The 11,210-nt window shown below is 59.1% G+C and carries 13 protein-coding genes; 7 read left to right on the forward strand and 6 right to left on the reverse strand.

What is annotated here, in order from left to right; translation table 11 throughout:
- Positions 1–50: 50 nt before the first annotated feature.
- The 4 genes from thrS to WGT02_RS11940 all read right to left on the reverse strand — a co-directional run bounded on the left by thrS (position 51) and on the right by WGT02_RS11940 (position 3,677).
- Positions 51–2,036 carry a threonine--tRNA ligase gene (gene thrS, locus WGT02_RS11925; protein WP_024314809.1) on the reverse strand — a complete coding sequence of 662 codons (1,986 nt, stop codon included), beginning with the start codon at positions 2,034–2,036 and terminating at the stop codon, positions 51–53.
- A 122-nt stretch (positions 2,037–2,158) separates the two neighbouring features.
- Positions 2,159–2,683: a DUF1697 domain-containing protein gene (locus WGT02_RS11930; protein ID WP_208250368.1), complete on the reverse strand. Its 525-nt coding sequence runs from the start codon at positions 2,681–2,683 to the stop codon at positions 2,159–2,161.
- A 130-nt stretch (positions 2,684–2,813) separates the two neighbouring features.
- Positions 2,814–3,218 carry a membrane protein insertion efficiency factor YidD gene (gene yidD, locus WGT02_RS11935; protein WP_024314807.1) on the reverse strand — a complete coding sequence of 135 codons (405 nt, stop codon included), beginning with the start codon at positions 3,216–3,218 and terminating at the stop codon, positions 2,814–2,816.
- Between the two features lie 12 nt (positions 3,219–3,230).
- Complete coding sequence (locus WGT02_RS11940) at positions 3,231–3,677, reverse strand: iron-sulfur cluster assembly scaffold protein (protein WP_208250366.1); 447 nt, start codon at positions 3,675–3,677, stop codon at positions 3,231–3,233.
- 307 nt (positions 3,678–3,984) lie between these two features.
- Between WGT02_RS11940 and folE the strand changes: the two genes are divergently transcribed.
- From folE to WGT02_RS11955, 3 genes are all read left to right on the forward strand, one after another.
- On the forward strand, positions 3,985–4,605 hold the full coding sequence (gene folE / locus WGT02_RS11945; RefSeq protein ID WP_024314805.1) for a GTP cyclohydrolase I FolE: 621 nt from the start codon (positions 3,985–3,987) through the stop codon (positions 4,603–4,605).
- A 26-nt stretch (positions 4,606–4,631) separates the two neighbouring features.
- Positions 4,632–5,090, forward strand: coding sequence for a phosphoribosyl-AMP cyclohydrolase (hisI, locus tag WGT02_RS11950; RefSeq protein WP_024314804.1), 459 nt, complete (start codon positions 4,632–4,634; stop codon positions 5,088–5,090).
- A 111-nt stretch (positions 5,091–5,201) separates the two neighbouring features.
- Positions 5,202–6,173 (forward strand): patatin-like phospholipase family protein, encoded by a 972-nt coding sequence (locus WGT02_RS11955; RefSeq protein WP_024314803.1) that lies wholly within the window; start codon positions 5,202–5,204, stop codon positions 6,171–6,173.
- 15 nt (positions 6,174–6,188) lie between these two features.
- On the opposite strand, the gene WGT02_RS11960 is transcribed toward WGT02_RS11955, so the two are convergent.
- Positions 6,189–6,623 carry a CBS domain-containing protein gene (locus WGT02_RS11960; RefSeq protein WP_024314802.1) on the reverse strand — a complete coding sequence of 145 codons (435 nt, stop codon included), beginning with the start codon at positions 6,621–6,623 and terminating at the stop codon, positions 6,189–6,191.
- A gap of 103 nt (positions 6,624–6,726) precedes the next feature.
- Positions 6,727–7,494 carry a rhomboid family intramembrane serine protease gene (locus tag WGT02_RS11965; protein ID WP_024314801.1) on the reverse strand — a complete coding sequence of 256 codons (768 nt, stop codon included), beginning with the start codon at positions 7,492–7,494 and terminating at the stop codon, positions 6,727–6,729.
- 296 nt (positions 7,495–7,790) lie between these two features.
- Here WGT02_RS11965 and WGT02_RS11970 point away from each other — a divergent pair, with 296 nt between their 5' ends.
- The 4 genes from WGT02_RS11970 (at position 7,791) to WGT02_RS11985 (ending at position 11,139) form a co-directional block, all read left to right on the forward strand.
- Entirely contained in the window at positions 7,791–8,444 is a 654-nt protein-coding gene (locus WGT02_RS11970; RefSeq protein WP_024314800.1) for a PAS domain-containing protein, read from the forward strand.
- Positions 8,445–8,522: 78 nt separating this feature from the next.
- A complete protein-coding gene (locus WGT02_RS11975) occupies positions 8,523–9,134 on the forward strand; it encodes a PilZ domain-containing protein (protein ID WP_024314799.1) in 612 nt (203 codons plus the stop codon).
- Between the two features lie 57 nt (positions 9,135–9,191).
- Positions 9,192–10,160 (forward strand): prolyl aminopeptidase, encoded by a 969-nt coding sequence (gene pip / locus WGT02_RS11980; protein ID WP_208250364.1) that lies wholly within the window; start codon positions 9,192–9,194, stop codon positions 10,158–10,160.
- 373 nt (positions 10,161–10,533) lie between these two features.
- Positions 10,534–11,139, forward strand: coding sequence for a transglutaminase-like cysteine peptidase (locus tag WGT02_RS11985; protein WP_024314797.1), 606 nt, complete (start codon positions 10,534–10,536; stop codon positions 11,137–11,139).
- Positions 11,140–11,210: the final 71 nt, after the last annotated feature.

Consider the following 11,210-nt stretch of genomic DNA (forward strand, 5'->3'; position numbering starts at 1 on the left):
CGGTCCTGTCCAAAGACCGGGCGGTTTTGTATTGAGGTCTGGTTGGTGGCTCAGGCCGCCTTCGCCTTCTTGGCGTCCGCCTTGCGACGGACATCCGGCGGCGTGGCTTCGAGCCCGAGGCTTGCGATCGCCTCGTCAAGCGACATCGCGGTCTGCTCCGGGCTGCCGAGACGGCGGATATTGACCGTGCGCTCTTCCGCTTCCTTTTTGCCGCATACGATGATGACGGGAACTTTCGTGACGGAATGTTCGCGGATCTTGTAATTGATCTTCTCGTTGCGGAAGTCTGTCTCGACCGTCAGGCCGGCGTCGCGCAGAGCTGCCGCAACTTCGGCGCCATAACCATCGGCTTCGGAGGTGATCGTCGCAACCACGACCTGCTGCGGCGATACCCACAGCGGCAGGTGTCCTGCGAAGTTCTCGATCAGGATGCCGAGGAAGCGCTCCATCGAGCCGCAGATGGCGCGGTGGATCATCACCGGCTGCGTCTTTTCCGAGTTGCTGTCGATGTAGAAGGCACCGAAGCGTTCCGGCAAGTTGAAGTCGACCTGCGTCGTGCCGCACTGCCATTCGCGGCCGATCGCGTCCTTCAGGGTATATTCGAACTTCGGACCGTAGAACGCGCCCTCGCCCGGCAGAATGCCGGTCTTGATGTTGTTTGACTGCTGCTGGATTGTCTCCAGCACCTCGGTCATCACGCTTTCGGCGCGATCCCACAGCTCGTCCGAGCCGACGCGCTTTTCCGGGCGCGTTGAAAGCTTGATGGCGATCTCATCGAAGCCGAAGTCTTTGTAGACCGAAAGGATCAGATCGTTGATCTTCAGGCACTCGGCTGCCATCTGCTCGTCCGTGCAGAAGATGTGCGCATCGTCCTGCGTGAAGCCGCGCACGCGCATCAGGCCATGCAGAGCGCCCGATGGCTCGTAGCGGTGGACGGTGCCAAATTCCGCAAGGCGAATTGGTAGTTCGCGGTAAGACTTCAGACCGTGCTTGAAGATCTGCACGTGACCGGGGCAGTTCATCGGCTTCAGTGCGAAGACGCGGTCGTCATCCGTATCGTCGCCGGCAACGGTCACCTTGAACATGTTGTCGCGGTACCAGCCCCAGTGGCCGGACGTTTCCCAAAGCGACTTATCAAGCACCTGCGGCGCGTTGACCTCCTGGTAGTCTTCAGCGAGGCGGCGGCGCATATAGGCGACAAGCGTCTGGAACATCCGCCATCCCTTGCCGTGCCAGAAGACGACGCCTGGACCCTCCTCCTGGAAGTGGAAGAGATCCATCTCGCGGCCGAGCCGACGATGGTCGCGCTTCTCGGCCTCGGCAAGCACGTGGAGGTAATTGTCGAGATCTGCCTGCTCGGCGAATGCCGTGCCGTAGATGCGGGTCAGCATTGGATTGCTGCTGTCGCCACGCCAGTACGCGCCGGCCACCTTCATCAGCTTGAACGCCGTGCCGATCTGGCCGGTAGACGCCATATGCGGCCCGCGGCACAGGTCGAACCAGTCGCCCTGATAATAGATCTTCAGATCCTGGCCTTTGGGAATCGCATCGACAAGCTCGACCTTGTAGCTTTCGCCCTTCGCGGCAAAGACTTCCTTGGCCTTTTCTCGCGACCAGACTTCCTTGGTGAACGGCGCGTTGCGAGCGATGATTTCCTTCATCTTCTTTTCGATCTTTGGCAGATCGTCCGGTGTGAAGGGCTCGTTCTTGGCGAAGTCGTAGTAGAAACCGTTCTCGATGACCGGGCCAATCGTTACCTGCGTGCCGGGCCAGAGCTCCTGCACCGCTTCTGCCATGACATGGGCTGCGTCATGCCGGATCAGCTCCAGCGCGCGGCCATCGGTGCGGGTGATGATTTCAATCGTGCCTGCCGTCACCGGATCGGAAAGGTCATGAACCTGACCGTCGATCGCGATCGCGACTGCCTTCTTGGCAAGCGACTTGGAAATGGATTCTGCGACATCCTTACCGGTTGCGCCAACATCGTAGTTGCGCACGGAACCATCGGGAAATGTCAGGGAAATGGATTGGGACATCTAGAATTCTCCTTGTCCAGTCCCGCCAACGAATGCGGGTGGTTGCAATGAAGCGCTTCGTCCGCACGAATGCGCCGCCGCCTGATACCGAGATTTGCTGCTTGAGTAAAGAAAAAGGCAGCTCAGCCGATCATTTCGGCAAGGCCGCGAACCGTGTTCCAGTTTCGCAGCGTACCGACGCCCATACGCTTGGTCGTCAGTGCTGAAAGCAACTTCCATTCGCTTGGTTTGCCGCCAAAATCGATCCAGAGGTCGCCATCTGTGATCGCGAGGCGCTGCTTCGGATTGGCATAAGGTCGAAGCGTCTCGATGGCCGTAGGGGCGAGTGGTCTTCGCATCACCCGTACGATGAGTTGGCTGCCCTCGCCGTCCGGAAACGGATTCGAGCCCGCAAGCTTCAACCAGTCGACACCTCTGCGCACAATGATATCGACCGGCTTGCCGTACCGTGCGTTGAACGCTGCTTCCAGTCTTGTTTCGATATCGCAGAGTTGTGTTACGTCTGCCTCAAAAACGATGTTGCCGGTTGAGACCAGCGTTCTTGGATTTCTGTAACCGACGTCGGTTACCATGTCGCGAAGGTCAGACATCACGACCCGGCGGCCCGGCGCAAGCACGATACTGTGCAGCAGCGCAACGTAGATCATCCCGTCCAGAACTCCGCTGCTCGGTCCGGAAGGTTTGCAAGGACCGGTTCGAATGCAGTCGCTTCGACACGCCTGGCCAAGGGATCGGCGACTTCATCGCAACGACGAAATACATGAAATGCGCCCGCCGTCATCTCTCAGCCCGCTTGCGCCCAAGCGCGAAATAGCGCCACGGCGTCCACCAGTGCAAGCGCTCAGAAAGCTGGCCGGGGACCGGGTCGAGCCCGCTCGTGCCCCCCGGCCCGCAGCGTGCGACCCGAAACAATGTCATCCATCCACCGCTCCACAGCCCATGCCGCGCGACCGCCTCGTAGCCATATTCCGAGCAGGTCGGGATGTGCCGGCAGGAATTGCCGATAAAGCCGGAGAGTGTCAACTGATAAAGGCGGATAAAACCCATACCGAGCAATCTGCCGGGCGTCTTGCGAAACGGGCCGGAATAGTTACGGGAGTAGAGGACAGTTCGCTGGCGCGGCGCGGCGGCGCCACCTTCGTCTTCGTCATCTTCTCGGCTTATGGAGCAGAACTCGCACATCGGTGTTGCCGCTCAGGCCTCGACGGTTTCGGCGCGTCTGGCTTCGATCTGGCCGATTGCATCGACGACGGCGTCGAAGGTCAGCATCGTGGAAGCATGTCGTGCCTTGTAGTCTTTCACGGGGCGGAGATAGCGCATGTCTGCGAACCGGCCTTCCGGGCCCTCGCCGTCCGCCTTCAGCATCACCAGCATGTCCTCGCGCGCCTTGCGCAATTCCGTCGCGTTCGCGCCGACGACATGGCGCGCCATGATCGAAGAGGATGCCTGTCCAAGCGCGCAGGCTTTGACGTCATGCGCAAATCCGGTCACCGTATCGCCATCCATCTTTAGCCAGATCTTGACCTTGGAGCCGCAGAGCTTGGAATGCGCCTGGGCGCTGGCGTCCGCATCCGGCAGGCTGCCGATCAGCGGAATGTTGCCCGCAAATTCGAGGATTTTGCTGTTGTAGATATCGTCCATCGTGGATTCCGCTCCAGAATTCATGCGGATCGGCGCCTCAAAACTCATTGTAGCACAAAAGAAAAACACAGCGTGTCGTGCCAGGAGACTTACATAAGGACGCCGTTTTCCTATATGTATGTCGTTCGAAGGCCAGAAAAATGCAATGGCCTCGGCTAAGTTTGATTGGGAAACCGTGCCGGAAGGGCAGCAATTCCAGCCCTGAAAGCCCCGGAGCCTGCCAAAGGTGCATGAATTCCCTTGAGTGGAATTGCCAGTGGCTAGTCCGAAAGACGGTCCGCAAAAGCGGACCAGGAGACTGTTACATATGGACGCCATAATCAAGAATTTTCCGCAGACCCCCGCTGATCTAGAAGCCGATCGGCCCAGCCGGAAAGAAGCTGAGGACGCCGTCCGCACGCTCTTGCGTTGGGCCGGCGATGATCCGTCGCGAGAAGGTCTCGTGGATACCCCGGCTCGCGTGGCCAAGGCCTATCGCGAACTTTTCGCCGGCTATGATATGGACCCGGAAGACGTGCTTGGCCGCACCTTCGAAGAGGTCGCCGGCTATGACGATATGGTCCTGGTGAGGGACATTCCCTTCTTCTCCCATTGCGAACACCACATGGTTCCGATCATCGGCAAGGCCCATGTCGCCTACATGCCCGACGGCAAGGTGCTCGGCCTTTCGAAGATCGCCCGCGTCGTCGAGATCTACGGTCGCCGCCTGCAAACTCAGGAAACTATGACCGCCCAGATTGCGAAGGCGATCGACGACACGCTGTCGCCGCGCGGTGTTGCAGTCATGATCGAGGCTGAACACATGTGCATGGCGATGCGCGGCGTGCAAAAGCAGGGCTCGACCACATTGACGACAACATTTACCGGAACGTTCAAAACTGAGCCGGCTGATCAAGCCCGATTCATGACCATGGTCCGGAGCCGCTGATTACGGCTTCGATTGAGAAAGCCGCGATGATGCCCTTTGCATTCAATGCACCGTCCGACGACAAATCCGAACTCGAGGACGCGGGCGACTTCACGCCGCGGTTCGACGATCGCGGCCTGATCACTGCGATCGTCACCGATGCCACTGATGGCGAGTTGCTGATGGTGGCGCATATGAATGCACAGGCCCTCGCCCTGACCATACAGACGGGGAAGGCTCACTACTTCAGCCGCTCCCGCGGCAAGCTCTGGATCAAGGGCGAAACGTCGGGCAACACCCAGATGGTCAAGGAAATCCGGACGGATTGCGATCAGGACGCCATCTGGCTGAAGGTCGAGGTAGCTGGCCACGATGCCACCTGTCACACCGGCCGCCGGTCCTGCTTCTATAGAACCGTCAACCTCGAAGACGGCAAGCCGATGCTCGATATCGTCGATGACGAGCTCCAGTTCGACCCGAATGAAGTTTACGGAAAAGAAACGTAAGAACGGGCAATTGCCACTTATTGGGCCAAAAGCTACGCCTATATACGAATTGGAAAGGGAGACGGGACACTACTATACTCACCTGATTGTTTGCCGGGAGGGAGGCGAGCCATGCTTAATTGGGGTTTGTACCGCCAAAGCGCTGAGGCAGGCACGTCCAACACCAGCACTCCGGCATCGCCAGATATGAGCGTCCCCATCACTCCCGGGCCTACTCCCAAGAAAACCAAGCTTGCTCTCGCGCTCGGCGGCGGCGCCGCACGCGGCTGGGCCCATATAGGCGTCCTGCGCGCCTTAGATGAAGAAGGTATCGAGATCGGCATGGTCGCCGGAACCTCAATCGGCGCCCTCGTCGGTGGATGCTATCTGGCCGGCAAGCTCGACGAACTCGAAGCCTTCGCCCGTTCGCTGACGATGCGGCGCATTGCCAGCCTGCTTGACCTCACAATCGGCGGCAGTGGCTTGTTCGGCGGCATGCGGCTGACGAAACGCATGCAGGAGCATCTGGAAGGCCTGAATGTCGAAGATCTGGACCGGCCGTTCGTGGCTGTTGCCGCCGAGGTAAACACCGGGCATGAGGTCTGGATCGCCAACGGCTCATTGATCACGGCGCTTCGCGCCTCCTATGCCCTGCCCGGCATTTTCGAACCCATTCGCAGCAATCAGCGGACGCTCGTCGACGGCGCGCTGGTCAACCCGGTTCCTGTTTCCGTCTGCCGCGCCTATGAGCAACCGCTCGTGGTCGCCGTCAACCTGAACTACGATCTTTATGGTCGGTCAGCCGTCGTCCGGCACAATGCCACCCTCTCGCCGTCTGAAGTGCATCGGCGCGAAGAGGTTCCCTATGCCAGGCTCGGCATGACTGGTGTGATGGTGCAGGCTTTCAACATCATCCAGGACAGGATTGCGCGTGCGCGCCTTGCGGGCGATCCGCCCGATATATCGCTTCAGCCGCGCCTCGGCGATATCGGCCTGTCGGAATTCCATCGCGCTGGAGAAGCGATCGAGCGCGGCTATGATGAAGCCAAGCTGAGGCTTCCCGAGTTGAAACGGATGCAGGAACTATTCGCCGGCTCCCTCTAGGCACCGGCGAAGCATTCAGCCGGCGATGTAGGCCTTGATCTGCTCGGCTTCCAGTTCGACTTCCGCGATACGCGTCTTCACGACGTCGCCAATCGAGATGATACCGGCGAGCTTGCCGTTCGTTTCAACCGGAACGTGGCGGAAGCGGCGGCTTGTCATCAGCCCCATCAGGTCGTTCACGGTTGAATCTTCATGGCACCGGTAAACCTTTGCGGTCATCAATGAGGCAACGGGCTGATCGAGACAGGCGGCTCCCGCCTTGGCGATCGCGTGCACGACATCGCGCTCAGTGAAAATCCCGGAAATCTTGTCCTCCATCCCGACGATGACGATAGCGCCGATCTTTTTCTTGCTGAGAATCACAGCCGCTTCGGAAACGGTCGTGTTCGGCCCGGCGGTTACGACATCCCTGCCCTTGGCGTCGAGTATGGCCTTGACTGAATTGGACATTTTGAACCTCCTATGTCGAAAGTGAAGCACTTCAACTGATCACAGGCATCCGCGGCGGTCTCTCCTCCCATCACGGATCAGTTCGGATGGTGCACTCCAATCCTCAAGATTGCAATATATCCGATGTCTCTGAAGTTAGCGGCTCCTCGGGCGGTTTCCGGTCAAAAAGACCGAAGAGAACGAAGCCGAAAATGAACCCTCCGATGTGGGCGTCCCAGGCGATTGCCTGTGACCCGTCGCCGATCAACGGGACGCCGACGGCAATCAGCAGATTGCCCACGAACCAGAAGAGAATGAATGCGGCGACCGTGCGGCTGCGAAACGCTTCGAACATCGAAAGACGCGCATTGAGATGCGCCGGCCGGGCAATCCGCTGTTCCGGTGGGAATGCAAAGCGGCAGGCGGCGCCCATCAGGCCGGACACCACGCCCGACGCGCCGATCAGCAACGTGGCCTCTCCCCAATTCAACGCCGCATGGAGAGCGGCCGACGCGATCGCGGATAGCACCCAGAAGGTGACAAATCGGAACGCGCCAATTCGGCGCGCCACCGGCGTGCCAAAGGCCATCAGCCATAGCCCGTTGAAAACGATATGCTCTATGCTGCCGTGAAGGAACGAATAGGTGATCGGCGTCCAGAGAAGTTGCGGGCCCTGCTCCGACAACGGCGTGATGTACCGCAACGGAATGAAGCCGAAATTGAAGAACAGCCAGTCGAGACCGTTGCCAGATAGAAACAGTGATTGAACGGCGTATATCAGCCCCAATAGCGCAAGTGCTGCGAGCACCGGGCCCGGAAGATTGAAGATGGGCGATGGCGGCGGCGCCGGAGGCTCCATCGCCGCTTGCGGCTCGACCGAGTGCTCGTTCATCTTCGTCCTCGCTTGATTGCGGCACAGCCTTACAGGACGAAAGGTCAAAAAAAAAGCCGTCCGGCAAAGACCGGACGGCCTTCGAGCGTCTAGGGATAGACCCGCGCCCGCCAGTCCGTGTTGAACTTCCCGAAGGCAGGAAGCTATGAGGAAACACTGCCACGGCACGCCTGGCGGCTCAATCGAAACCCTTCCTTAACCTTAACTGCCGCGCGTTGGCACGAAATACGCACGGCATCAGTTTGCACGGCCATGACGGCTGTGTTTTGATCCAAAGTGAAACAGCCGGTGCCGTAATGCGTCTCAAAACCACGATCGACCTATTCGAATATTGGAATCGCCTCCGCGGACAAGACCTTGCGCCGCTGAGATCGCAGGTCGAGCCAACGGATTTGCGGCAGGTTCTGTCGAGTGTGTTTCTCCTCGAAACAAGCGACACGGGTCGCGTCGCGTTCCGTCTTGCCGGAACGCGCATTTGCGATCTCTTTGGTCGCGATCTCGGTGGCGCCCCGTTTTCCGAACTCTGGGCGCATGGGAATGACGATATCGAACACACAGCGGCCGGCGTCATGACGCACGCGATCCCCGCGTTGCTCAACGCCACGGGTTTCACTGCGGCCGGTCATCGTGCCTGCTTCGAAATTATCCTGCTGCCGCTACGCGCCGACGACGGCGAATGCGACAAGCTGCTGGGCGCCATCGCTCCCGCGGCCGCGGTAAGCTGGCTCGAAGTCGTGCCGCTCCAGTTCCTCGCTCTCGATCGCAGCCGATTGCTGCACGAACGGCTTGGCGGCGATGAGGAGCCGAATGACACGGAGTTCGACGACCAGCACACGCTATACGCGCGCCCACCCTCGATCGCCGATACAATGCGACGCGTCATGTCAAGTCTATTTGTTGAGGCCGACGCTCCCGGTGTTCCGGTTCGACACAACCGCTTGCGTGCGTAGAGGACGAACCTGAACAACCTTCTGTTAAGGGATTGCGGGTAATGATCGGCCGGTTGTATTTTATGAAGAAGCCCTTTGATGCACGCGTTCCAGCAAGTTCAGACGCAACGGACTGCGCCTCGCCTCGAACAAGGTGCCTTTCAACGCGTACCCATTAACATGCAGGGCCGGCTGATGCTGGCGAACTACGAGGAATTTGAGTGCCTGGTGATCGACATGTCGCCGGGTGACATGTACGTGACTTGCCAGGGGCGTCCTCGCGCCAATGAGCGTGTCGTGGCCTACATCGACCACCTCGGGCGCGTCGAAGGCTATGTGCAGACGGTCGACGGTCGTGGTTTCTCCATGTCGATCCACGCGACCGAACGTAAGCGCGAGAAGCTCGCGGCTCAGCTCACCTGGCTCGCAAACAAGCATGAGCTCGGCCTTCCGGAAGACCGCCGCCACGACCGCCTGACGCCGCGTGAGACCAAGACCGAAATCACCTTGGAAGACGGCGCCCGCTACAACTGCCGCATCATGGACTTGTCGCTTTCCGGCGCCGCAGTCGATGTCGAGGTGCGTCCGCCGATTGGGACGCCTCTCCGTCTCGGCAATATGCGCGGCCGCGTTGTGCGCCATTTCGTGGAAGGTGTGGCGATCGAGTTCCTGTCGATCCAATCGCGGGAAACGCTCCGCGAATTTCTCTGATCGCTGTCACAGTCGCGTCGCGCGCGTAATGCATGAGGCTGCCGCAACAGGTGGCGTATGACGATTATCTATCCGGAAATTGAACCTTACGAGCACGGCTTCCTCGATGTGGGCGACGGGCAGCAACTCTATTGGGAAACCTGCGGCAATCCCGATCGCCTGCCGGCACTGTATCTTCATGGTGGACCGGGTTCCGGCTGTTCAACATTTGCTCGCCGTTATTTTGACCCGTCTGTTTACCGCATCGTCCTCTTCGATCAGCGCAATTGCGGTCGCAGCCTGCCGAACGCTGCCGACATGGCGACCGAGCTTGGGACCAACACGACCTGGCATCTCGTCGAAGACATCGAGAAACTGAGACGTCATCTGCAGGTGACGAATTGGTTGCTGCTCGGCACCTCGTGGGGTTCGACGTTGGCGCTTGCCTACGCACAGACATATCCAGCGTGCATTCGCGAGATCGTGCTTGCCGCCGTCACCACCACGCGCCGGTCGGAAATCGAGTGGCTCACACATGGAATGGCCAGCCTCTTTCCGATGGAACGGGACCGTCTGCTGAACGCGCTTCCCGGGGATGTCAGGCAGCTCGGCGTACTTGAGGGCTATCACCGTCTTCTCAACTCGCCCGACCTCGGCATCCGTCTTGAGGCCGCTTGCAATTGGCACGATTGGGAAGCGGCTTCTATCCTCCTCGCTGATCCGATGGGGCTTCCTCGTCGCTGGCAAGATCCTCGCTACCTGCTGATGCGGGCTCGGATCATCACGCATTACTTCCGCAATCTCGCCTGGCTGGACGACGGCGTCCTGCTACGCAATGTAGGAAGACTGGCGGACATACCGGGCGTGCTTGTCCAGGGGCGGCTGGACCTTGAGGCGCCACTCGTGACGGCATGGGAATTGTCGAAAGCCTGGCCGCAAAGCAGGCTTGTTATCGTGGAGAATGCCGCCCATTCGGCGTCGCACGAGGGTTTGGCAGGCACAATTGTCGACGCAACAGACACTTTTCGCAAAATTCCTCAAAAATAATTCTGCTACCGCAACCAAAACTGGCGTTCCAATCGGCCAATTTCACAGCCAGTTCCTCGGTTTCAATCGAAGCGAGCGCCGGCGTGGCGGCCAGCTCGGATAGTAAATAAAGGCTTCCCAAAATTCCGGACCTGGCCGCCCCGTTAATAACTTGTCCCAAAATGCGGCGATCATCGACCGGACGTCTTTCCGAGGACGTGACAATTTTAATAGAAATTAGCGCGAAAGCGCTTCGAATTTTAGGTGCATTTGATTCTGTTTTTAGTCGATTTCTCTGCGTGTTTGAATCAACTAAGTCTTTAATTTAACTGCGTAATTTTGCGCTGAATAAAAACGTCTGTGTCAGGTTCTCCTCACAACGGGGAGACGATAAATGACGGTAGCAACTTTCATCAAAGGCGGTCTAGCGGCCGGTGCGATGTTGATCGCGATGGTGGGTTCGGGACAAGCGACCCCCCTCAACATGACGGTCCTCGGCAACGCGAGCCCGCCGATCGGCGCCTATCAATTCTGCAAGGAACTGCCTACCGATTGCGCCAATGCAGCCGGCGATCAGGGCGAGCTCCTTTTGACGGAAGACCGCTGGAAGACGATCCTCAAGGTCAATTACCAGGTCAACTCGACCATTACGCCACTCACCGACAAGGAAATCTACGGCGTCGAAGAGCGCTGGGCCTATCCGCGCACCGTTGGCGACTGCGAGGACTATGCGCTCCTGAAGCGGAAAACGCTGATCGATGCCGGTTTTTCACCTTCCGATCTGCTCATGACCGTCGTGCTGCAGCCGAACGGCGAAGGCCATGCGGTGCTGACCGTGCGCACCGACCGCGGCGATTTCATTCTCGACAACATGCGCAACAAAGTGATGCTTTGGGCCGATACCGAATACACGTTCCTGAAGCGCCAGTCCGCTGACGATCCGACCCGCTGGGTCAAGCTGCAGGACGGTCGCGCAGTGGCGGTCGGCAGCGTCAAGTAAGCTGTCGCCGGATCGAACGGCGACCACCCCATACGGCTCCGGTCGTCCCCCGCATCCCCGTACCTGACCGG

Origin of the sequence: Rhizobium sp. T1470, from assembly GCF_042140505.1 — a bacterium.
Lineage (GTDB): Bacteria > Pseudomonadota > Alphaproteobacteria > Rhizobiales > Rhizobiaceae > Rhizobium > Rhizobium favelukesii.

Coding starts and splice junctions, on each gene's coding strand:
- WGT02_RS11960 (WP_024314802.1), bottom strand. CDS start 6,623: ATGTCCAATTCAGTCAAGGCCATACTCGACGCCAAGGGCAGGGATGTC.
- WGT02_RS11985 (WP_024314797.1), top strand. CDS start 10,534: ATGACGGTAGCAACTTTCATCAAAGGCGGTCTAGCGGCCGGTGCGATG.
- pip (WP_208250364.1), top strand. CDS start 9,192: ATGACGATTATCTATCCGGAAATTGAACCTTACGAGCACGGCTTCCTC.
- thrS (WP_024314809.1), bottom strand. CDS start 2,036: ATGTCCCAATCCATTTCCCTGACATTTCCCGATGGTTCCGTGCGCAAC.
- WGT02_RS11965 (WP_024314801.1), bottom strand. CDS start 7,494: ATGAACGAGCACTCGGTCGAGCCGCAAGCGGCGATGGAGCCTCCGGCG.
- WGT02_RS11975 (WP_024314799.1), top strand. CDS start 8,523: ATGCACGCGTTCCAGCAAGTTCAGACGCAACGGACTGCGCCTCGCCTC.
- hisI (WP_024314804.1), top strand. CDS start 4,632: ATGATGCCCTTTGCATTCAATGCACCGTCCGACGACAAATCCGAACTC.
- WGT02_RS11930 (WP_208250368.1), bottom strand. CDS start 2,683: ATGATCTACGTTGCGCTGCTGCACAGTATCGTGCTTGCGCCGGGCCGC.
- WGT02_RS11970 (WP_024314800.1), top strand. CDS start 7,791: ATGCGTCTCAAAACCACGATCGACCTATTCGAATATTGGAATCGCCTC.
- folE (WP_024314805.1), top strand. CDS start 3,985: ATGGACGCCATAATCAAGAATTTTCCGCAGACCCCCGCTGATCTAGAA.
- WGT02_RS11955 (WP_024314803.1), top strand. CDS start 5,202: ATGCTTAATTGGGGTTTGTACCGCCAAAGCGCTGAGGCAGGCACGTCC.
- WGT02_RS11940 (WP_208250366.1), bottom strand. CDS start 3,677: ATGGACGATATCTACAACAGCAAAATCCTCGAATTTGCGGGCAACATT.
- yidD (WP_024314807.1), bottom strand. CDS start 3,218: ATGTGCGAGTTCTGCTCCATAAGCCGAGAAGATGACGAAGACGAAGGT.